20 protein-coding genes are annotated in these 21,229 nt (G+C 36.0%); 5 read left to right on the top strand and 15 right to left on the bottom strand.

Annotation, left to right across the window (positions count from 1 at the left end):
• Window positions 1–10 precede the first annotated feature (10 nt).
• Together IV494_RS06175 and IV494_RS06170 are read right to left on the bottom strand one after the other, a co-directional pair.
• Window positions 11–3,595: a response regulator gene (locus tag IV494_RS06175; protein WP_196079266.1), complete on the bottom strand. Its 3,585-nt coding sequence runs from the start codon at window positions 3,593–3,595 to the stop codon at window positions 11–13.
• Between the two features lie 4 nt (window positions 3,596–3,599).
• Window positions 3,600–4,730, bottom strand: coding sequence for a hybrid sensor histidine kinase/response regulator (locus tag IV494_RS06170; RefSeq protein WP_196079265.1), 1,131 nt, complete (start codon window positions 4,728–4,730; stop codon window positions 3,600–3,602).
• A gap of 184 nt (window positions 4,731–4,914) precedes the next feature.
• Here IV494_RS06170 and IV494_RS06165 point away from each other — a divergent pair, with 184 nt between their 5' ends.
• The gene (locus IV494_RS06165; protein WP_196079264.1) at window positions 4,915–6,465 is read left to right on the top strand and encodes a serine hydrolase; all 1,551 of its coding nucleotides are present in this window, start codon (window positions 4,915–4,917) and stop codon (window positions 6,463–6,465) included.
• Window positions 6,466–6,535: 70 nt separating this feature from the next.
• On the opposite strand, the gene IV494_RS06160 is transcribed toward IV494_RS06165, so the two are convergent.
• Together IV494_RS06160 and IV494_RS06155 are read right to left on the bottom strand one after the other, a co-directional pair.
• The gene (locus IV494_RS06160) at window positions 6,536–7,012 is read right to left on the bottom strand and encodes a SixA phosphatase family protein (RefSeq protein ID WP_196079263.1); all 477 of its coding nucleotides are present in this window, start codon (window positions 7,010–7,012) and stop codon (window positions 6,536–6,538) included.
• An 84-nt stretch (window positions 7,013–7,096) separates the two neighbouring features.
• Window positions 7,097–8,137: a zinc-dependent alcohol dehydrogenase family protein gene (locus IV494_RS06155; RefSeq protein WP_196079262.1), complete on the bottom strand. Its 1,041-nt coding sequence runs from the start codon at window positions 8,135–8,137 to the stop codon at window positions 7,097–7,099.
• A gap of 143 nt (window positions 8,138–8,280) precedes the next feature.
• Between IV494_RS06155 and ruvX the strand changes: the two genes are divergently transcribed.
• From ruvX to mazG, 4 genes are all read left to right on the top strand, one after another.
• A complete protein-coding gene (gene ruvX / locus IV494_RS06150; RefSeq protein WP_196079261.1) occupies window positions 8,281–8,697 on the top strand; it encodes a Holliday junction resolvase RuvX in 417 nt (138 codons plus the stop codon).
• Window positions 8,694–9,266 carry a peptide deformylase gene (gene def, locus IV494_RS06145; RefSeq protein ID WP_196079260.1) on the top strand — a complete coding sequence of 191 codons (573 nt, stop codon included), beginning with the start codon at window positions 8,694–8,696 and terminating at the stop codon, window positions 9,264–9,266. Before ruvX ends, def begins: the two co-directional genes overlap by 4 nt.
• 51 nt (window positions 9,267–9,317) lie before the next feature.
• Window positions 9,318–9,878, top strand: coding sequence for a DUF5606 family protein (locus IV494_RS06140; RefSeq protein WP_196079259.1), 561 nt, complete (start codon window positions 9,318–9,320; stop codon window positions 9,876–9,878).
• Window positions 9,879–10,193: 315 nt separating this feature from the next.
• Entirely contained in the window at window positions 10,194–10,961 is a 768-nt protein-coding gene (gene mazG / locus IV494_RS06135; RefSeq protein ID WP_196079258.1) for a nucleoside triphosphate pyrophosphohydrolase, read from the top strand.
• 37 nt (window positions 10,962–10,998) lie between these two features.
• Here the strand turns inward: mazG and IV494_RS06130 are convergent, their stop codons facing one another.
• The 11 genes from IV494_RS06130 to IV494_RS06080 all read right to left on the bottom strand — a co-directional run bounded on the left by IV494_RS06130 (window position 10,999) and on the right by IV494_RS06080 (window position 21,212).
• Window positions 10,999–11,496 (bottom strand): hypothetical protein, encoded by a 498-nt coding sequence (locus IV494_RS06130; RefSeq protein ID WP_196079257.1) that lies wholly within the window; start codon window positions 11,494–11,496, stop codon window positions 10,999–11,001.
• Window positions 11,493–11,864 (bottom strand): hypothetical protein, encoded by a 372-nt coding sequence (locus IV494_RS06125; protein WP_196079256.1) that lies wholly within the window; start codon window positions 11,862–11,864, stop codon window positions 11,493–11,495. The genes IV494_RS06130 and IV494_RS06125 overlap by 4 nt, the downstream gene beginning before the upstream one ends.
• A 47-nt stretch (window positions 11,865–11,911) precedes the next feature.
• Window positions 11,912–13,033 carry an ABC transporter permease gene (locus IV494_RS06120; protein ID WP_196079255.1) on the bottom strand — a complete coding sequence of 374 codons (1,122 nt, stop codon included), beginning with the start codon at window positions 13,031–13,033 and terminating at the stop codon, window positions 11,912–11,914.
• Window positions 13,034–13,298: 265 nt separating this feature from the next.
• A complete protein-coding gene (locus IV494_RS06115; protein ID WP_196079254.1) occupies window positions 13,299–14,399 on the bottom strand; it encodes an ABC transporter permease in 1,101 nt (366 codons plus the stop codon).
• Between the two features lie 136 nt (window positions 14,400–14,535).
• On the bottom strand, window positions 14,536–15,288 hold the full coding sequence (locus tag IV494_RS06110; protein ID WP_196079253.1) for an ABC transporter ATP-binding protein: 753 nt from the start codon (window positions 15,286–15,288) through the stop codon (window positions 14,536–14,538).
• A 157-nt stretch (window positions 15,289–15,445) separates the two neighbouring features.
• The gene (locus IV494_RS06105) at window positions 15,446–16,417 is read right to left on the bottom strand and encodes an ABC transporter ATP-binding protein (RefSeq protein WP_196079252.1); all 972 of its coding nucleotides are present in this window, start codon (window positions 16,415–16,417) and stop codon (window positions 15,446–15,448) included.
• Window positions 16,418–16,453: 36 nt separating this feature from the next.
• A complete protein-coding gene (locus tag IV494_RS06100; protein WP_196079251.1) occupies window positions 16,454–17,425 on the bottom strand; it encodes an HlyD family secretion protein in 972 nt (323 codons plus the stop codon).
• Window positions 17,426–17,499: 74 nt separating this feature from the next.
• Window positions 17,500–18,747, bottom strand: a complete 1,248-nt coding sequence (locus IV494_RS06095; protein WP_196079250.1) for a TolC family protein — start codon at window positions 18,745–18,747, stop codon at window positions 17,500–17,502.
• A 13-nt stretch (window positions 18,748–18,760) separates the two neighbouring features.
• Window positions 18,761–19,357, bottom strand: a complete 597-nt coding sequence (locus IV494_RS06090) for a TetR/AcrR family transcriptional regulator (RefSeq protein ID WP_196079249.1) — start codon at window positions 19,355–19,357, stop codon at window positions 18,761–18,763.
• A gap of 153 nt (window positions 19,358–19,510) precedes the next feature.
• Entirely contained in the window at window positions 19,511–20,467 is a 957-nt protein-coding gene (locus IV494_RS06085) for a T9SS type A sorting domain-containing protein (protein WP_196079248.1), read from the bottom strand.
• A gap of 145 nt (window positions 20,468–20,612) precedes the next feature.
• Window positions 20,613–21,212, bottom strand: coding sequence for a hypothetical protein (locus IV494_RS06080; protein ID WP_196079247.1), 600 nt, complete (start codon window positions 21,210–21,212; stop codon window positions 20,613–20,615).
• Window positions 21,213–21,229: the final 17 nt, after the last annotated feature.

Here is a 21,229-nt window from a genome sequence, read left to right as displayed (position 1 = left end):
AATCTATAATTTAGATTTTATCGTATAACCAAACTCTCAATAAAGAGACCATTTGGTCAATGTCTACAGGTTTTGAGATATAATCGGAAGCTCCAACTGCGATACATTTCTCCCGATCGCCCATCATTGCTTTCGAGGTCACTGCCAAAACTGGCAGATTTTTAAATTGAGGAATCGTCCTAATTTCGCGAATAGATTCATAACCGTCCATTTCCGGCATCATCATATCCATCAAAACAACATCGATGGAAGGGTTTTCTTTTAAAATTTTAAGCGCTTCTTTTCCATCCATCGCTGGAATTATTTTCATTCCCTGAATTTCAAGTGCTTTAGTTAATGAAAAGATGTTTCTCACGTCATCATCGGCGATCAAAACCGTTTTGTCTTTCAGGATATTTCTTAGTTCGCCTAAATTTTCAAAATTAGAGATCTTCTCTTTATTTTTCTTATTCTTTTCTTCCACTAAATGCAGGAATAATCCGGCTTCATCTAAAATTCTTTGATAAGAAAATGCGGTTTTCACCACGATAGAATCTGCATATTTTTTAATTCGGTTTTCTTCGCCTTGGGAAAGACTTTTACCTGTAAAAACAATAATCGGAAGTTGCTCTAATCCTTTGTTTTGCTTAATGGTTTCTAAAGTGTCGTAAGCATTTCTATCTGGCATTCCCATGTCCAGGATTACGCAATCTATTTCCTGGTTTTGAAGAGCGTCAATGCTTTCAGCGACATTGTCTACAATATCGGTATTGATGTTATTTGCAGCCAAAAAATAAGAGAGCGCTTTTGCATGCTGCTTATTTTCTTCGACGATCAAAACTTTTTTAGGACTTTTCGAAAAAGCGTTTTCTAATTTTTTGAAAATTTCTGGCATTTGATCTAATGCAAACGGTTTATCGATAAAATCTACCGCACCTTTCAATAAACTTTCCCGCTTAAATTTCATGGAAGACATGATGTGAACCGGAATTGGTTTGGTTTCAGGATTTGATTTGAGCGCTTCCATCACTTGCCAACCGTCCATAATTGGAAGTTGAATGTCGAGTAAAATAGCGACAGGCTTGAAATGTTGTGCCATTTCGATACCGACATCACCACGAACCGCAGTAATTACTTTATAATTTTTACTTCTCGAAAAATCGCGAAGAATTTTCGCAAAAGGCGTATCGTCTTCAATAATTAGAATCACTTTATCACCTTCTAAAATATTTTCTCTGTCGTCTTCAATTTGTTGTGGAATTTTATCAGAAATAAATCGAATAGGCTGTTTTTCTGCTTCAATGATCGGATAAACCGGTTTTTCTTCCAGTCTTTTTAAAGGTTGATTTTGGTCTTCTTTGGTATAAATTAATGGTACGGTTAAGGTAAATTCGCTTCCAACACCTTCTGTACTTTTCAGATCGATTTCTCCACCTAATAAACGCGCGAGTTCTCGACTGATCGAAAGTCCTAAACCTGTGCCGCCATATTTTCGTTGAGTAGTTCCATCAGCTTGCTGGAAAGCTTCGAATACCATTCTCAGTTTGTCTTTTGCAATACCAATTCCCGTGTCGGTTACTTTGAAAATCACTTTTTCTTTTGCTTCATCATTAGAAATATTCAGCGTGATACTTCCTTCCGATGTAAATTTGATCGCGTTAGACAGTAGATTTTTTAGGATCTGTTCCAGACGCAGTTTATCGGTGTTGATTACAGCTGAAGTTTCAGGTTCGATCTCTAAGTTCAAAGGAATGTTTTTTTGTTTTGACATTGGTGTGAACAACATTCTCATATCCGTAGTGATATCTTCAATCGGCACATCATCAATTTCTAAAGTCATTTTTCCGGATTCAATTTTCGACAGATCTAAAATTTCATCGATCAACGTCAATAATCCTTGCCCGGAACTTTGCATCACTTCACCATATTCAACGTACTGTTCGTCGAGATCATCGCTTTCTGTCATTAATTTAGAGAGCAATAAAATTGAATTTAAAGGCGTTCGCAACTCATGCGACATGTTCGCTAAAAATTCAGATTTATATTTTGTACTTTGTTCAAGTTCAAGTGATTTCTGCTGAATGTGAAGATTGTGTTCCTCGATCAAAGCATTTTTTTCCTCCAGTAAACTTGTTCCTTCTTCTAATTCCTGATTGCTTTGCAACAATTCTTCCTGTTGAACGCGAAGTTCTTCCTCCGAAGCGAGTAATTTCTGAGATTGTGCTTCGAGTTCAGCGTTAATGTTTTCTAATTCTGAATGTTGCGTTTGCAATTCTTCTGATTGTGCCTGAGTTTCTTCTAAAAGTTCCTGCATCTTCACTCGGCTTTGAACTCCGTAAAATGCAATACCCAAATTGTCAGCAATGGATTCAAGGAATTTAATTTGGCGCGGAGAATAATCATCGGTTGCACCTAATTCGATAACGCCAATTGCGGAACCGTTTCTTGTAATCGGAAGTGCTAAAATATTTTTTGGTTTCGTATTTCCTGTGGCATAACTGATAGTGATGTCATCATCAGGAATATTTTCTACCAGAATTTGTTTGGATGATTTGAAAGCTTCTCCGGCAATTCCTTCACCGATTGCGAGTTTTCTTTTTATTTTGTCTTCAGCTATTGCGTAACTTCCAGTGAGATGAAGTTGATTGTCTTCGCCTTGAAGATAAACCGCAGCAACGCGACTTTGTGTCAATTCCGTGATGCTTCCTAAAACATCATTTGTTAATTCTTCGATGGTTTTCTCTCCGATCGTACGGTCGTTCAGCTGCGCAATGGAGGAACTTAACCATTCTTTTTCTTCCAGTAAATTAAAGGAGTTTTGAAGCGATTGCGCCATTTGATTTAATGGTTCGGCAACGCTTCCAAGACTGTCTTTTGTGTTTTTATCTAAGAGAATATTGTAATCGCCATCTGAAATTTGCTTCGCGACATTTTCAATCGCCACGAGTCGGTCTTCGGTTTCCTTATTTTTAAGTTCGAGTTCGCTGGCCAGGTCATTTTTTTCATTAAAATCGCTGGAAACTTTACGGAAAAATACAAGCGTGATCGTGATGGCCAAAAGCGCAGATAAAATAATAAGCAGAGGCGTGTAAGATGCGAACTTATCCATCATTTCGGTGCGCGACTTTAGTATTTTCTTCTCCTCATTTTGCATTTCAGAAACGGTGATGCGTATATCATCCATATACTTTTTACCATTTAATAATGATGCGGATGTAACAATATTATTTCCCTTTTTAAAATTTAAATTTTGATCTAATATTTGCATTCGATCTTCAATACTGGTTTGCAGCTTCTCGAAATTTCTGCTTTGTACATTGGTATTGCTGATCTCGGAGGCTAAATTGCTTATGCCACCCGAAATTTTTTCCTTAGCACTGGTATAAGGTCCCAAAAAAACCTGATCACCCGTCAACAGATAACCTCTTTGTCCTGTTTCTGCATCTTTCACTAAAGATAAAACGTTGTCGAGGTCTTTGATAATTGCATTGCTTTTTCGCACCATCTGAGAATTACTGATCAAATTGGTAATGCTGAGATAGGATGCTAAAGAACTTATAAATAAAAGGATCAACGAAAATCCGAGTCCAAAGAGTAGATTTCTTTTAAAAGTCATAATGTTAGTTATTGTTTTCTACCTTTTCAGGATGTTGCGGTATATTAAAATAAAATGTAGAGCCTTCGCCAAGCTTGCTTTTGACGCCTATTTTTCCCTGATGACGGTCGATGATTTCCTGGCAGATATACAAACCGATTCCCAAACCTTGAAAACGCTCTGAAGTTTCTTCAATTCGGTAAAATTTTTCAAAAATCTTTTGTTCGTGGTCTTCAGACATCCCGATACCGAAATCTCGGACCGAAAAATTAATTTGATCAACGTTTAATTCTGCGTTGATGTGTATTTCTTTGCCGTCGGGTCCGTATTTTATCGCGTTAGTAATAAAATTCATAATGACTTGTTCCAGCCGCATTTCATCGCCGTAGACTTTACCTTCAACCAGACCTTTCTTTATGATTTTGACTTGAGGATTATTTTGCTGTACGACTTCCAAAATATGTTCCAATAAATTTTCGAAGCAAAAATATTTTCTATTCAGTTTGAGTTTTCCACTTTCAATTTTCGAAATATCCAGAAGATCAGCGATCAATAAATTTAATTTTTCAACCTGGTTCTGAACTTTATGAAGACGTGTGCGCACGGTATCAATATCGTTTTTATCCAGACTTCTTTCGAGCAGTTGAATATAACCTTTAATACTCGTCATCGGCGTTTTCAGTTCATGACTCGCAATACTGATGAACTCATCTTTTTTCCGTTCCGCTTCTTTTCTAAATTCTATTTCAGCTCTCAAAGCGATCTGCATTTCATTCAATGCACGACTTTGCTCATAAATCCGGTAGAACGTTTTAACCTTTAAAAGAAGAATATTCATGTCAACCGGTTTGCTGATATAATCTAAACCACCGGAAGAATAACCTCTCGTGATGAGATTTACGTTCGCGCTCGCTGCGGAAAGGAAAATGATAGCGGTTTCTTTTGCTTTGCTGTAACCGGAAATTACTTCTGCGACTTCAAAACCATCCATTCCGGGCATTTGAACATCGAGGATGATCAAAACATAAGATTTTCTGAGGATTTTTTTTAAAGCCTCTTCTCCCGACAATGCCGTATCAACCTCAAAATCGTTCTTTTCGAGAACTTTTTTCAGGGATATAATATTCTCTGGAGAATCATCAACAATTAAGATCATTTTTAAAAACTGAATTTAAGTTTAACAACAAAAGATTTCAAAGATAAGATATTTGTAGTTTTTGACAACACTAAAGAATAGACTGCAAAAATTGATTGCCTGGAAAGGATTTCTGGCCTTCTGAAAAATCATTAATGATGAAATATTTCTAAAAATCTCTATCTTCGTGCAAATGAAAAATTCAATGAAAACAAAATTCACATTCCTCTTTATTCTGGTTTCCTTCGTCGCTTTTTCTCAAATGGAAGAAAAAAAACTCGACGATCTTATTCAAAATACTTTAAAAACTTTTGATGTTCCCGGAATTTCTGTCGGAATTGTAAAAGACGGAAAAGTTATTTATTCCAAAGGTTTTGGCGTAAGCTCTTTAACAACGAATGAAAAAATGACTGATGAAACTTTGGTCGGGATTGCTTCAAACTCCAAAGGCTTCACTGCGACGGCTTTAGCGATGTTGGCGGATGAGGGGAAATTAAGTTTTGACGATAAAGTTTCGAAATATATTCCTGAATTTCAAATGAATGATGCTTACGTTTCGAAGGAAATTACCATCAAAGATTTGATCACGCATAGAGCCGGACTTGGTTTAGGACAGGGAGATCTGATGTTTTTCCCGGAAGGTGGAAATCTTTCTGTTAACGATATTGTTCACAACGTAAGATATTTAAAACCCGATCATTCATTCCGAACGACTTTAGAATATAACAATGTGATGTTCATTGTTGCAGGAGAAGTCATTCATAGAGTTTCCGGTTTAAGCTGGGCAGATTTTATTGAACAAAGAATTTTAAAACCTGTCGGAATGACCTCAAGTTTTGGAAGTTATAACAGAGCGAAAGCAGCAAATGTTTCCAATATCATCGCTGCTCATGCGCCGGTTGATGGAAAAGTAATTGCGGTTCCTCACGACTGGAACGAAAGTGCGAATGCTGCAGGTGGAATTATGAGTAACATCAAAGATATGTCAACATGGGCAGAATTTCTTATGAATGGTTTTACCACGAAAGATGGAAAAAAATTGGTGACCGATAAACAGATCCAACAACTTTGGAACTTACAGATCTCTACTCCGGTCGCGCTGAAAAATCCGTACGATTCTAATTTTGGAGGTTATGGTTTAGGTTGGTTTTTAACGGATGTTAAAGGTCACAAACAAGTTTATCATACGGGTGGATTAATTGGGACAGTTACGCAGTTTACCTTAATTCCAGATCTAAAATTAGGAATTATTGTTTTAACCAATCAGCAAAGTGGAGCAGCTTTCAGTTCAATTACAAATACCGTAAAAGATACGTATTTAGGAATGCCGCAAAAAGACTGGCTCAAAACTTACGGCGATCGAATGACTAAAGTAAATGCCGATTACGAAAAAGGAAAGAAAGAAATTTTTGCAAAATCTGAAGCTTTTAAAAAAGATAAAAACGCTCAAATTAACAGCGAGCAAATTGTTGGAACTTACAACGATCCGTGGTTTGGAGAAGTAATTATTTCAAAAGACGGAAACACTTTCCGTATTTCCTGTAAAAATTCACCGAGATTAAAAGGGGAGTTGCTGCCATATTCAGCAAACGTAATGATCGCAAAATGGGACGACAGAAGTTATGATGCCGATGCTTTTGTTAATTTTAATTTAGATGAAAACGGAAAAGCGCAGGGAATGAAATTAAAACCAATTTCTGACGTGACGGATTTCAGTTTCGATTTTGGAGATCTGGATTTACAGCGAACTAAATAAATCTTTTCAAAAAAAATGGAAAACCTCACCAATTTAGTTTGATGAGGTTTTTTATGCGTTAATATTAAATTTAAATTTTCTTCGGTTCATAAAAAAAGATCGGTTTCTTTTTCGCACTTTCGAAATCAGACCAGGAGTTACAATCTATCTCAAAACCTGCAACACCACATGTTGGGAATATGAACAGATCTTCAGACATTGAGTTTGCAAAATTGGAAATTCCGTTGTTGTGCGAAAACATGGCAACCGAATTTAGATCATCATTCAAACCAAATATCACAGATTCGAAGTTTTTTTCTGAAGCATTGTACAATTTTCTGTCGGTTTCAATCTCTTTTTGATATGTCTCATTAAAAATCTCGCACGTACTTAATGCACGCAGCGCCGGACTCGAAACGAATTTGTCGATCTCGATGTTCTTTCCCTTCAAAAAATGGGACATTTTCTCGGCGTCATGGTGTCCTTTTTCTGCGAGTGGTCTGTCGAAATCGTCGGTTTCTTCGGGCCAATCACTTTTGGCGTGGCGAACAAGAATTAATGTTTTCATGCAGTCAGTTTTTTGAAACATTAAATTTAAATAAAAAAAAGAGAAGTTGAATGCTTCTCTTTTCTAAAGTGATCAATTAAAACATTAGTTAAAATTGATAATTACTTTCAGAGCTTTTTCTTTTGCAGCATTACCGAAAACTTCGTACGCGTGAATCATGTCGGAAAAATCAAAACGGTGTGTCACGAGTTTTTCAGGCTGTAATTTTTTACTTTCCACATTTTTCAAAAGCATCGGTGTTGTACTCGTGCAAACCAATCCCATGGTGATGGTTACGTTTCTGGTCCAAAGTTCTTCGATGTGAAGTTCCACCGGTTTTCCGTGAACGCCAACATTTGCGAGATGAGCGCCAGGTTTTAAGATTTTCTGACAGATATCGAATGTGGCAGCAATTCCGACCGCTTCGATGGCGACATCAACGCCGTCTTTTCCGGCAATTCTTTTAATGGCTTCAACTGCATTTTCACCGCTGCTGTTTACGAGATCAGTTGCGCCAAAACTTTTGGAAAGTTCCAGTCTTTCCTGATCCACATCGACCATAATAATTTTTGAAGGAGAGAAAAACTGTGCGGTAAGAAGTGCGGCGAATCCGATCGGTCCAGCTCCGACTATGGCAACTGTATCGCCAGGTTTCACTTTTCCGTTTAATACACCGATCTCAAAACCGGTCGGTAAAATATCACTCAACATTACAGCTCCTTCTTCATCGATATCTTCCTTTAGGTGATACAATGAATTGTCACCGTGCGGAATTCGAACGTATTCAGCTTGAGTTCCGTCGATCAAATGGCCTAAAATCCAGCCACCATCTGAACAGTGCGCGTAGAGTTGTTTTTTACAGTTATCACATTTTCCGCAGGAGGTAATGCAGGAAATTAAAACTTTATCGCCTTTTTTAAAATTGGTAATTCCATCTCCGATTTCTTCAACGATGCCAATTCCTTCATGCCCCAGAATTCTTCCCGGAGTTACAGCCGGAACATCGCCTTTCAAAATATGAAGATCGGTTCCGCAAATGGTAGATTTTACCATTTTAACAATCACATCGGTTGATTCTTTGATCACCGGCATCGGACAATCTACTAATTCTTTTTGTCCGGGTCCTTTAAATACTAAAGCTTTCATAATGATCGTGAGTATTGGTTAAGCATTATTTGCCTTATTAAAGCTATAAAGATTAGGGGCGATTTCGATGGAAAAGCAAATGATTTGTATCATCATTTGTAAAATTTTGTGAACACAGACAAATATTTGTAAATTTGCACACGATGTCACAAATATTAGCAATTGATTACGGAAAAGCGCGATGTGGAATTGCAGTCACCGATGATATGCAAATCATAGCGAGCGGTTTAGAAACGGTACCCACCAAAGATATTTTTATTTTTTTAAAAAAGTATTTTAGTGTAAACAAGGTTGAAGAGATCGTTATCGGACTTCCCACGGATCTGAAAGGAAATTTAAATGAAGTGGAAACGAGTATTTTAAAATTTATAGAAAAGTTTAGATCTGAATTTCCGACCGTTGATGTGGCTCGTTTTGATGAGCGCTTTACATCGAAAATGGCGTCATTCGCAATCTCACAAAGTGGAAAAAGCAAGAAAAAACGAGAAGAAAAAGGTTTAATCGATAAAGTAAGTGCAACCATCATATTGCAAAATTTTTTAGAACAGAAACAGAAATGATATTACCGATACGTGCATTTGGAGATGCAGTTTTAAGAAAACACTGTCACGAAATTGACAAAAATTATCCAGGCTTAAAAGACCTGGTTGCAAACATGTTCGATACGATGGAGTCTGCGCACGGCATTGGTTTGGCAGCGCCACAAATTGGTTTAGATATTCGGCTTTTTATCGTCGATCTTTCGCCACTTGCAGAAGATGAGGATTATGAAGATATTGCAGAAGAGCTGAAAGATTTCAGAAAAGTTTTGATCAATGCAAAAATTCTGGAGGAAAGCGGTGAAGAGTGGAAATTCAACGAAGGTTGTCTTTCAATCCCAGATGTTCGCGAAGATGTGAAACGTCAGGAAACGATCATTATAGAATATTACGACGAAAATTTCGTTAAACATACCGACACTTTTTCAGACATGAGAGCCAGAGTTATTCAGCATGAATATGATCACATCGAAGGCATTTTGTTCACCGACCATTTGAGTTCATTAAAGAAAAAATTGGTCAAAGGAAAATTAATGAAGATCTCGCAAGGCGATGTTTCTGTGAATTATAAAATGAGGTTTCCGAAGTAGAGAAACTCATTTTAGAAAAGTTAAATAAATATTAAACAAAAAAATAAATATATGCAGTTAGAAAAAATAATTTCGATTTCTGGGAAACCAGGTCTTTTCAAATTAATTTCGCAGTTGAAAAATGGTTTCATCATCGAAGATGTTTTGACGAAAAAGAAAGTAAGCATCGGTAATTCTTCGCAAGTAAGTTTACTTGATAATATCGCGATGTTCACTTTTGACAAAGAAGTTCCTTTGTTCGAAGTTTTTGAAAATGTAGCGAAAAATACAGAGTATAAAGAAACGATCTCTCACAAATCAAGTGATGCTGAATTGCGTGATTTGATGAAAGAATCTTTGCCTGACTACGATAACGAAAGAGTTTACGTTTCGGATATCAAAAAACTGGCGCAATGGTATAACATTTTGCACAAAGCTGGATATATTACTCCAGACAGTTTTGTGAAATCAGAACCTGAAATGACAGAACCTGCTGAAAATGAATCGAAATCAGAAATAATTGATACGAAAAAACCTGCTGCAAAGAAGGAAAAAGTAGCAACACCGAAAGTAAAAGCGGCAACTTCTTCTGCGAAATCAGCGCCGAAAAGTACGCACAGAAAAATGGGATAAATTCCTTTTTCTTATGAATTTTATTACTTTGTCAAAGTTGAAATCTTTGACAAAGTTTTTTGTTTAAAGCAATCATATTTTTTTAATCAAAGAAGTTCAATATTATATTATAATTCAAACATTAAGATTATTTAGTGATTACGGAATGTTTAGATTTTGAGGGCAAAATTTAGCAAAGTACTTAACAAGTATTTATATTTTTCTTAATTGGCCTTAAAGATTTAATGAGCTTAATATTTTAAAATTTAGCAGAAATTAAGTCTTTCATCTTTGTTCTATTATCATTTTTCTTCAAAATTAAATCTTACAAAAATCATGAATTCCAGACAAGAACAACTCGAAGCTTTCGGCAGATTACTCGATATCATGGATGATCTGCGGGAAAAATGTCCGTGGGATCAAAAGCAAACTTTACAAACTTTGCGGCATTTGACTTTGGAAGAAGTTTATGAACTTTCTGACGCTTTGCTTAATGAAGATCTGCAGGAAATTAAAAAAGAACTCGGCGATGTTTTACTGCATTTGGTTTTTTATGCGAAAATCGGGTCGGAGAAAGGCAGTTTTGACATCGCAGATGTTATTAATTCTTTAAATGAAAAATTAATTTTCCGTCATCCGCATATTTATGGCGATGTTGAGGTGAAAGATGAGGAAGAAGTAAAGCAAAACTGGGAAAAACTGAAGCTGGAAGAAGGTAACAAATCGGTACTTTCCGGGGTTACAAAAGGAACTCCGAGTTTGATAAAAGCCTATCGGATTCAAGACAAAGTAAAAGGAATAGGTTTCGAGTTTGCCAATGCAGAAGATGCCTGGAAAAAGGTTGATGAAGAATTAGCGGAATTTCACGCAGAAACCGATCTGGATAAAAAAGAGCAGGAATTGGGCGACGTATTTTTCTCCCTCGTTAATTATGCAAGAATTTCTGGTATAAATCCCGATTCTGCTCTAGAAAGAACGAATAATAAATTCATTAACCGCTTTCAAAAAATGGAAAGTCTGGCGTTAGAGAAAAATCTCAATTTGGCTGATTTATCTTTAGAAAAAATGGATGAACTCTGGGAAGAAGCGAAGAAAAACGAATAAACCTCCAGATTTCTCCGAAGGTTTATTCTAAAAAATTTTAGTTAAAATATTCATGGTATTTTTCCATGGATTCCTTCAATTCACCCACAATTTTATTGGCGTCTTCTCTATTATCTGCCTTTTGTAATTTTTCGATTTCTTTCATGTGGGGCGCTAACCAAACGTGTAAATTCTCATGTGGCGTTCCTGTCATGGTGCAGCTTTTTACCAGTTTTTCATTCGCAGCATTCAGATTCGTTGCCAACATTTTATAATCACCATTTTCGGGTTTGTAACTGTTAAGCAAAGTTTCTGTTTCGGTGATGAAAGGTTTCATTTCGTTATTTACGGGCCACTTTTCACCTTTATTTAATTCCAGTTTTACGGATTTATCGTGGTCTTCAGATTTTTCATGATCTTCGGTTGCATGTTCTTCAGAAGCATTACGTTCTGTTTTTGCCATGTTGTTATTTTCGTCGGTTACGGTTTCTTGTTTTTTCTCACAAGAAACTAGGATTGCCAATCCTAAGATTGCAGATAAAATTAATTTTTTCATTTTTTTAAAATTTTGATAGTTGTAAAAAGAAATAGTGCGGTGACGATCATTCGGAAAGCCATTGCTCCGATCGTCTTTGTTTCATACAATTCACCGTTATTGATATGAATAAATAAGCCGATGTAGGCGATTACCAAAATCACGAGAGAAATAATTAAAGGAAGTTTTGCCCAGGATTGATTTTTTAAAATCGCATATGCTGTGATTAAATAAAGAATTCCACAAAGCCAGTTTGCCCAAACAACGAGCGGAACGAAATTTCCTTCTTTGGCTCTGATTCCAAACCAATCAAAAAGAACGGAGCTGCTCATAAAAAGCGTCACTGCCCCGAAAAGAATGAGGATGATCAAAAGTATTGTTTTTTTCATGATTTCTAAATTTTAATTAAAGTTTTCTAACATCTAACATCCAATATCTAATTCGTTTTTCTGTACCGTAAAACCGCCCAAGTAATCACCACAAATCCTAATCCAGTAATAAATGCAAAGTGCGGTAAAAGATCCTTGAAACCGCTGTTTTTTAGCATAATTAAACGAACGCCATCAACTCCGTAGGTGACTGGATTTACATACGCAATATATATTGCCCAATCTGCCATACTTTCGGTTGGCGTGAAAAGTCCGCTCATGAGAATGAAGATCATCATAAAGAAGAAAACCATAAACATAGCTTGTTGTTGGGTTTCACTGTAAACTGAAGCCAAAAGTCCCATTCCCAAAATCGTGACGAGATAAACTGAAATGAATCCGTAGAGCAAGAGAAAACTTCCCTGCATCTGGATTTTGTAAACGAAAATAGTCACCAAAAGTCCGATGGTGAAAGCGACCATTGCCAGAATCCAAAACGGGATGAGTTTTCCTAAAATGAAATCTCTTTTCTTAATCGGGGAAACATTGATCTGTTCGATGGTGCCGATTTCCTTTTCCTGAACGATATTTAAAGCTGCCAAATAACCGCTGATTAAAGTCACCAAAAAAGCAAGAATTCCCGGAACCAAGGAAAGTCGGTAATTGTAATTTTTATTAAACCAAAACGTCGGTACGACTTCTAAGCCTGAAATTTTCTTGGCCGATTCTAATTCGGGAGACATCTCTAACTGAACTTGCTGATTATTCTGTAAAATTTGACCTAAATAACTCGCGGAAAGTCCGGCTTTTGTTCCGTTGATGGCATTGATAGCAACTAAAACCTTTTCATTGTTTTCACGTACAAGATCTTTCTCGAAATTATTGGGGATTTCTAAAATCAGATCGGCTTTGTCTTTTTCGATTTCCTGATAAGCGGTGTTGTAATTTTCACCGTATTCTACAATTTTAAAATATCCGGACGCACTTATTTTTCGAATGAGTTCGCGGGATTGTGTTGATTTGTCATGATCGACGACGGCGATTTTGATGTCTTTTATTTCATAGTTTGCCGCCAAAGGAAGAATGACCAATTGAATAACAGGCATGACGAAAATGATCGCCAAAATTGATTTGTTCCTGAATATTTGCAGGAATTCTTTTTTGATCAATATGGAAAGTGTTCTGAACATTTTTAATTTTTTTTGACCACAAAAGTCACAAAAGTTTTATTTTTTCGAGCTTTTCAAAAGTTTACAAAAGGTCATAGAGTTTAAATTTCTTTCTGAAAAAATTTTAATTTTATCCTAAATTTTTATTTTATAATAAATCTGCAGCCCGACTTGAACGGAGCTCTTTTTTATTGGTGGGGTAGTTGAGCCTGTCGAAACTAAGTCAGCGATAAAAAAAGCGGGAGTGGAAGGCGGAAATGTCTGCCCAAATAAAAATTACAATTTGTCATTCTAATCGTATTTTAAATTTTTTCACGGCGACTACGAACAGAAAAACCATCATTCCGAAAAGGACGAGAACGTGTTTCCAGACTACTTCTAAGCCGGTTCCTTTGATCATAATATTTTTTACGATTTCGTAATACCATTTTGCGGGGATGAGGTTTCCGACCATTTGTAGAGGAACCGGCATGTTTTCTACGGGGAACATAAAACCGCTTAACATGAGCGTTGGAAGCATGGTTCCGACGAGGGAAATGAGCATTGCGGTTTGTTGCGTGTCGGTGAGAATTGAGATGACGATGCCGATCAAAAGATTGGTGATGATGAAAATAATGCTGATTACGAAGAGTAAAAAGAGGTTTCCTTTGATGGGTAAATCGAGAACGGTGACGCTCAAAATGAGGATGGAAACTAAAATAATCATCGATAAAATGAAGTAGGGAATTGCTTTGGCTAAAATAATAATATAAGGTTTCATGGGCGAAACGAGCAATATTTCCATGGTTCCGGATTCTTTTTCGCGAACGATTGCGATGGCGGTCATTAAAACGCAAATAATTAAAAGGATGAATGCCATGACGCCGGGAACGAAATTCGGAGCGCCCTTCAGCTGCGGATTGTAAAGCATTCGGATTTCGGGTTGAACGCCGGAAGTTGGTTGTAAAGTTTGTTGTTCATAAAAATCCATGACGATATTCGACATGAAATTATAGATCTGATTTGCTAGATTAAGGTCGGTTCCGTCGGTGATTAATTGGAGTTGTGCTTTTTTTCCACTGATGATATTTTGGGAAAACTGTGCTGGAATGACGAGAATCATTTTTATTTTTCCGCCTTTGAAAGCGTCTTCGGCTTCGTCGATGGATTTTAAATTTTTGTCAACGTCGAAATATTGATTGGCATTAATTTTCGAAATCAGTTCAATGGAATTTTGGGATTTATCTTGATCTAAAATACCAATTTTTGTGTTTTTGACTTCCGTGCTTAAGGCAAAACCGAAGAGTAAAATCTGTACAACCGGCATTCCGAAAAGAATCAACAATGTTCTTCTGTCACGCAAAACGTGCCAGAATTCTTTTTTTACAAAGGTGATAAGTTGCTTCATTTCTTTCAATTATTAATGAGTGATAAATTGGACTTGATGATTAGAGATTTTAAATAAATACTCAAATAGCCAATAACTCAATTACCCAAATACCCAATTACTCATTTCCCATTACCCATTACCCATTACTCATTACTCATTCCACCCGTTTCGCTCCTCTCGCTAATTCATAAAAAACCTCGTCCATATTTTTTGCTTTGAATTGTTTTTTCAAATTTGCCGGCGTATCTAAAGCTGCAATTTTTCCATCTACCATTATGGAAACCCGGTCACAATATTCGGCTTCGTCCATGTAATGCGTCGTAACGAAAATGGTGATTCCACGATCGGAAGCTTCGTAAATCATATTCCAAAATTGTCGGCGCGTTACAGGATCAACGCCGCCAGTTGGTTCATCTAAAAATACAATTTCGGGTTCGTGGAAGATTGCGACGGAGAAAGCCAGTTTCTGTTTCCAACCCAAAGGAAGTTCTGAAACCAATTTGTTCTTTTCCTTTTCCAGACCGAGTTCATGGAGCAGTGATTCGCCTTTCGTTTTTAATTCTTTTCTGGGGATTCCGTAGATTCCACCGAAGAAATTGAGGTTTTCTTTGACGGTTAAATTATTGTACAAAGAAAATTTTTGACTCATATAACCGATGCTTTTTTTGATCTTTTCGGTTTCTTTATAAACATCAAAACCTGCAACAGTCGCAGTTCCGGAAGTTGGAATTGAAAGTCCGCTGAACATTCTCATCGCTGTGGTTTTTCCGGCACCGTTTGCACCGAGGAATCCAAAAATTTCTCCTTTTGTCACTTCAAAACTGATGTGATCAACGGCGGTAAAATCCCCAAAACTTTTGGTGATATTTTCTGCTTTAATGGCGATATTTTGATTTTCTGAATTCATTATTTCTGATTCAACTTCTTTCTTCTTCAATTAGGACGGTTCAAACACATTAGTCACAGAAGTTAGGTCCTGTAACGGTAACTATTTAGCTCACATTAGTTTTAAAAAATCTTTCATTTTCAGCCGCTTCTGTGGACTTTTATACAGCATGTTGTTACTAAACTAATGTGATTGATGTGTTTAAATATTTTGGTTTATGGTTCGAGTTATGAGACAATAAACGGATAAAACTATCTTCAATACTGGCTTTTACAATATTGATCTCTATATTTTTAAATCCTTCTTTTTTTAAATATTCTACGACTTTCTGCTCTGAAAAACTTTCGTTTTTGTCTATGGTCAAATGGACAAATTCGCCGTAAGCGTAAACATTTTTCTTTTGGTCAAACTGTTCTAAAGCTTTTAAAACTTTGGAATTTTTACCTGCTTTTACTTCAAAAATATAATCTGGATAAGAATTACTGATGTTTTCCGGCGTGTCAATGGAGAGGATTTTTCCGTTTTGAATTAAAGCGATTCGGTCGCACAACGCTGCTTCATCCATGTAAGGAGTTGCGACGATCATTGTGATTCCCTGTAATTTTAAACGCTGCAACATTTCCCAGAATTCTTTTCTTGAAACAGGATCAACTCCGGTTGTTGGTTCGTCCAGAAATAAAACTTTCGGTTTGTGAATTAAGGCGCAACACAAAGCCAGTTTCTGTTTCATTCCTCCCGATAATTTCCCCGCTCTTCGATTTTTAAAAGGTTCAATTTGAATATAAATATCTTTGATTAAATCGTAGTTTTCTTCAATCGTAGTATTAAAAACACTGGCAAAAAATTCCAGATTTTCTTCAATCGTTAAATCCTGGTAAAGAGAAAATCTTCCCGGCATATATCCCAAAATTTTCCTGATCTCTTTATAATCTTTTACCATATCTAAATTTTCAATCGAAGCAGAACCGAAATCGGGGAGAAGTACCGTTGTCAACATCCTAAAGATGGAAGTTTTTCCCGCTCCGTCTGGACCAATCAATCCGAAGATTTCGCCAGTACCGACATCAAAACTCACATCATCAACAGCAAGGACTTTTTCTTTGCCTTTGCCGTAGGTTTTTGTTAGGTTGTTGACGATTATTGATTTCATTTTTTTAGTGGATAATTGAAAGTTGACAATTGACAGTTAAAATTTCACGTCGCCATACATTCCAATTTTGAGGAAGCCATCATTTTTTACGTGAATTTTTACGGCATAAACTAAATTTGCTCTTTCGTTCTTGGTTTGAATGGTTTTTGGCGTGAATTCAGCTTTTGAACTGATCCAGTAAATCGTTCCGGGAAAATCTTTGGTTTTTCCGTTACCTGCATCGATGAGCACTTTTACTTTCTGTCCGATTTTTATTTGGGGCAATTGATCACCTGTAACAAATGATTTTAAAGTCATCAAATCTAAATTCGCCATTTTGAAAATTGGTTTTCCAACAACTGCAAATTCGCCCTGATTTAAATATTTCGTCAAAACCATTCCAGAGATTGGACTTTCGATCGTGTTGTTTTTCAACTGTTCATCGATTTGTGCGATCTTTTTTTCGGTCGGTTTTCTTTCACTTAAAATTGCGCGGTTTTGAATCGAGACATTTTCTTTAGTGGTAGAAATTTGTTGCTTCAAAACACTCAACTGACTTTGAGCGGCAGAAATTTGTTTTTGAATGACTTTAATTTGTCCGTTTGCATCATCGAGTTGTTTTTTTGTTGCAGCATCTTTCGCCACTAAATTCGCTGTTCTGTTTCTTTCCCGCACCGCATTTTGAAGTTGTTCCTGAAGAACGCCGATATTCGCAGATTGGCCGGAAATCTGGGATTGCAAAACCTGAATTTGTGGTAGCGCAGAATTTGTTTTTTGGTCGATGGCGTCGATGCTTGCGACGACTTGATCTTTTTGTAATTCTACACTTTTAGGATCAATTTCTCCAACTTTTTCATTGAGCTTCAAATTTTGTCCTTCTTCTACATTAAGATGCAGAATGGTTCCATTTGCTTTCGCCGTAACCAAGATTTCATCGGCCTCAAAAGTTCCGGAAGCATCGTAGTTATAATCTGAATTATTGCAGGAAGCAAGAGAAAGAATTGCTACAAGTAATATATATATTTTCATCGGATATTTTTTTTATTAAGGAGGTCTTCATTTAATTTTCAAATACTCAAATACTCAAATACTCAAATACTCAATCACTGATTCAGTTGTGCTTTCAGGTTATATTGCGTTAAAAGATATTGAATCTCGTGCGTGATTTTTTGGTTTTTTGCGCGATCCAATTCATTCACTTCGCGGAGATAATCGTTCGTTGTAATAACGCCGTTTTCCAGTTGTGCTAAAGATGCTTTTTTGATGCTTTCTCGTAATAAAACAAGTTCATCATCTTTCTCAATCAATTGCTGGATTTTATCAAGGTCATTATTGTTCTGAATGGTTTGAAATTGCTGATTGAAAAGGAAGTTTTCTTTCTGTACCTCGATTTCCTGTTGTTGAGTTTCTACTAAAGCCAAATCATTTTTCTTGGTATAAAATCCAGAAATTGGAATATTCAAACGCAGACCGCCAATATAAAAAACATCGAATTCATTTTTCAACATATTAAAACTTGGTTTTCCGTAACCACCTTGAAAAAACGCACCTAATTTTGGAGTGTTTTTCGAGTTGATGTTAGATTTCTGCTGTTCTAAACCGAGTTTTTGTAAATCGAAAAGTTTTAGTTCTGCACGTCTATTCTCATCTTGAATGAGGATTTTTTCAGGTTTTAAAAGTATCGTGTTTTCCTCTAAATTTTTGTTAATGAAAAGGGAAAGCATTTGGAGAAAACTCTTTTTAATCGATAGAAGTTCCAATTGTTTCTGCTGCAGATTGACTAATTGTGCTTTTAGAACATCTACGTTGCTTCTGTAAATAATGCCGTTTTCTAATTGTGCTTCAGCTTTTTTTAATCCGTTTGTGATATTGGATTTGGTGAGTTCTGTTTGTTGAAGCTGTTCGTTGGTTTGTAGAATTCCGAAATAAATTTGGTTGATTCTCAATTCCAGTTGATTGGTTTCGACTTCTGTTTTTTGCAGTTCGATTTCAGAATTAATGGTTGCTATTTTCTTTTGATTGGCGATCATTCCACCGTCATAAATATTCTGCTGAACATCTGCATAGACTTTATATTGATCTTTACTTACAGGATCGATGTTGAGATTAGGAAGTTTGAACGGAATTTGCGTAACATCATTTTGATAAGTTGCCTGTCCAATAATCTGGATTTGTGGAAGCCAACCTTTTGTTACATTCTGAAGATTGTATTCTTTGGTTTTCGCAATGAGATCGTGACGTTTGATAAGCGGATAATTCTGTTTCGCCAAACCGTAACATTCTTCTAAAGTCAATGTTTGTGAGTTAACAGAGAAGAAGAGGAGGAGAAATAAGTATTTTAAAATTTTCATTGCCGTAATAATTTTAATTATTCAACATCATTTTTATCCAGATTGGAACTAAGGTTTTTCTTTCTTTCACGAAATTTTGAAATTCACCGTCGTTCATGATGTCAAAACTTTGTAAAATTGGTTTCACTACGAAAGGAAAAGCAGTCATGCTCAAAAAATTCAGGAGATAGTGAAATGGATCTATTCTGGGTTTTCTTTCCTTAATCTGTTTGATTATGATTGAATTATTCAAAACTTTTTCAAAAGGCAGGATTGATTTGATATCGGAAGTTTTCTTCTGAATTTCACTTAGAATAAAAATGGGAAGGTTTGGATTTTTTGATAAAATGTCGAAATATTTTTCGCTTGCCAAATCGATCTTTTCCTCTAAAGTTGTTTTCTCATTCGTCACGATGGGAATGATTTGTCCGAAAAGTAGAACAATCTTTACTTTCATTACCTGTTCAAACAATTTTTCTTTCGTTCGGAAATAGTAGTTGAGGAGAGCCAAATTAATGCCCGCTTCTTCGGCAATTTCGCGCGTTCTGGTTCCTGAAAATCCTTTTTCGGTAAAAACTTTTGAGGCTGCGAGTAAAATTTTGTCTTCTGTAGAAAGTTCTTCTGCTTTCATGTCTTTAAATTCTAAGGTAAAGTTACCACTAATTTTTTGATTTAAACAAATGAATTAATCAAATGATTAAATTTACTTTTGATTTCTTCTAAAGGGAATATAAAAATGCCACCTCAATTTAATAAGATGGCATTTTGGAGAGGATTTGAACGTTTATTTTTTGATAAATTGAGTTACTTCCGTATTTCCATTTTTATCAGTCAACTTTAATATAAATTGACCAGTTGGGAGACGCGCTACATTTATTGGTTGGCTTCCAGAGATTTTCTCTGAATTAAGCATTTGTCCAGCCATATTGTAAATCGAGTAAGATGTAAATTCTTTGTCAGATTTAATAGACAGCATATCTTTTACAGGATTCGGATAAACAACCGAATTTCCTCCGATTTTTACTGAATTTTCTCCTAATACATTCTCTGCAGTGATCTCTACATAGATAAAGTTGCCTTGCAAAACTGCTCCTGTTGATTGCCAAAGCGCAGAATACAAGGTGCCGTAACCTGCGGAACTTGTTGAAGCAGCGTGAACAGATCTGGAAGATATTCCGGTTCCGCTGTGGCGTATTTCTATCAATAGATTGCCACCGTTGTACTTCCATAAACTTGTGAAAGGAATTTTAAAGCTGAATTGATTTGGATTAGAACCAACGGTTAAAGCACCAGCAGGAATTGGAAGACTTCCCAATCGTACTTTGGTTTGAGGACCAACAACATTCGCCGGGAAATCAAGTTGTCGGTCAGCGGGTTCGACACTGTTACTTAAATAAATTTCAAATGAAGACATGGTCAATGCATTTGGTGGCCAAGCGTCGGTCGTGCTTGCAGGCAAACGAAATGATATCGTCGTGAGGTTTTTTCCGACAAGAGTAGTGAGCAATGTGTCGTCGATAATAAATTGTAACTGTCTGGCAGCATTTCCAAAGGGGCCGATAAAAGCACTTCCTTCATCGGTATTTGGTACCACTAATCTTGTCTGCGCATTGGTTTTTATACTACAGATCAACATCATTAATCCCATCACGCCGGGGATTATTCGTTTGTTCAACTTCCATATCGCAATGGTCTTTATTAAATGATTGGGGTTTTTAAAAAAAGTAAATTTTGTTTTCATAATAAAATAAATTTAATTGGTTTAAAAACAAATTTAGGTAAAATTGTTTGGTGTAATAATTACTCTAATTTTTATAATTAAAAAAGTGATGATCGATTGGATAGAAGAGATTAAAACTTTTCAAACTTAAAAAACATAAGCTTACTCAAAAACCAATTTTTGTAGAATTTTTATTAAAGATCTCGTCCAGACTTCGTACTTTTTCCTCAAATTCGAGGGTACTAAAAACTTTCATGTTCAATAACCAGCGAAAATTATTGTGTTGATTCTCGTAGTCTAAATTTGGATTGATATGTCCATACATTTTCTTTAAATATTCGTTACGGCGATTAAACAGTTCTTCGATAAAATGATCAACTTCAGATTTAGCAGGACTGTTTTTATATATTTTTAAAAAGCTTCCACCTGCCAAATTTATTTTCCAAAAATTTTGCAGAAATAATATTCCTAAAGCTAAAAGAATTGTCGCTACAATTGCCCAGAAAACAAAAGCTTCTTCTTCTATATTCTTATCATGCTGGATAAACCTCCAGTAATATAAAGCGAATGAAAGTAGATAGAAAAAAGCTGCGCTAAAAAAAAGTATTAAAGACGATTCTTTTATATGATATTTTTCCGTAAAAATTGACTCAAATGAAATATCGAACTCATTTTTGTTTCCCAGTTTCGATGTGGTAATATGAAGTTTTGAATCATCAAAATCTAGAACTTGAGTTTTAAATAATTTTTTTTGAGTGATTTTCATTGTTAAAAAACTTCGTT

It is taken from the genome of Kaistella gelatinilytica, from assembly GCF_015679325.1.
In the GTDB taxonomy this organism is placed as follows: domain Bacteria; phylum Bacteroidota; class Bacteroidia; order Flavobacteriales; family Weeksellaceae; genus Kaistella; species Kaistella gelatinilytica.
The sequence above is the reverse complement of the archived record's forward strand: the minus strand, read 5'-3'. Positions and strand labels throughout refer to the sequence as shown.

Coding starts and splice junctions, on each gene's coding strand:
- IV494_RS06100 (WP_196079251.1), bottom strand. CDS start 17,425: ATGAAAATATATATATTACTTGTAGCAATTCTTTCTCTTGCTTCCTGC.
- IV494_RS06080 (WP_196079247.1), bottom strand. CDS start 21,212: ATGAAAATCACTCAAAAAAAATTATTTAAAACTCAAGTTCTAGATTTT.
- IV494_RS06105 (WP_196079252.1), bottom strand. CDS start 16,417: ATGAAATCAATAATCGTCAACAACCTAACAAAAACCTACGGCAAAGGC.
- IV494_RS06125 (WP_196079256.1), bottom strand. CDS start 11,864: ATGAAAAAAACAATACTTTTGATCATCCTCATTCTTTTCGGGGCAGTG.
- IV494_RS06160 (WP_196079263.1), bottom strand. CDS start 7,012: ATGAAAACATTAATTCTTGTTCGCCACGCCAAAAGTGATTGGCCCGAA.
- IV494_RS06115 (WP_196079254.1), bottom strand. CDS start 14,399: ATGAAGCAACTTATCACCTTTGTAAAAAAAGAATTCTGGCACGTTTTG.
- ruvX (WP_196079261.1), top strand. CDS start 8,281: ATGTCACAAATATTAGCAATTGATTACGGAAAAGCGCGATGTGGAATT.
- IV494_RS06165 (WP_196079264.1), top strand. CDS start 4,915: ATGAAAACAAAATTCACATTCCTCTTTATTCTGGTTTCCTTCGTCGCT.
- IV494_RS06110 (WP_196079253.1), bottom strand. CDS start 15,288: ATGAATTCAGAAAATCAAAATATCGCCATTAAAGCAGAAAATATCACC.
- IV494_RS06155 (WP_196079262.1), bottom strand. CDS start 8,137: ATGAAAGCTTTAGTATTTAAAGGACCCGGACAAAAAGAATTAGTAGAT.
- IV494_RS06130 (WP_196079257.1), bottom strand. CDS start 11,496: ATGAAAAAATTAATTTTATCTGCAATCTTAGGATTGGCAATCCTAGTT.
- IV494_RS06085 (WP_196079248.1), bottom strand. CDS start 20,467: ATGAAAACAAAATTTACTTTTTTTAAAAACCCCAATCATTTAATAAAG.
- mazG (WP_196079258.1), top strand. CDS start 10,194: ATGAATTCCAGACAAGAACAACTCGAAGCTTTCGGCAGATTACTCGAT.
- IV494_RS06175 (WP_196079266.1), bottom strand. CDS start 3,595: ATGACTTTTAAAAGAAATCTACTCTTTGGACTCGGATTTTCGTTGATC.
- IV494_RS06140 (WP_196079259.1), top strand. CDS start 9,318: ATGCAGTTAGAAAAAATAATTTCGATTTCTGGGAAACCAGGTCTTTTC.
- IV494_RS06090 (WP_196079249.1), bottom strand. CDS start 19,357: ATGAAAGCAGAAGAACTTTCTACAGAAGACAAAATTTTACTCGCAGCC.
- def (WP_196079260.1), top strand. CDS start 8,694: ATGATATTACCGATACGTGCATTTGGAGATGCAGTTTTAAGAAAACAC.
- IV494_RS06120 (WP_196079255.1), bottom strand. CDS start 13,033: ATGTTCAGAACACTTTCCATATTGATCAAAAAAGAATTCCTGCAAATA.
- IV494_RS06095 (WP_196079250.1), bottom strand. CDS start 18,747: ATGAAAATTTTAAAATACTTATTTCTCCTCCTCTTCTTCTCTGTTAAC.
- IV494_RS06170 (WP_196079265.1), bottom strand. CDS start 4,730: ATGATCTTAATTGTTGATGATTCTCCAGAGAATATTATATCCCTGAAA.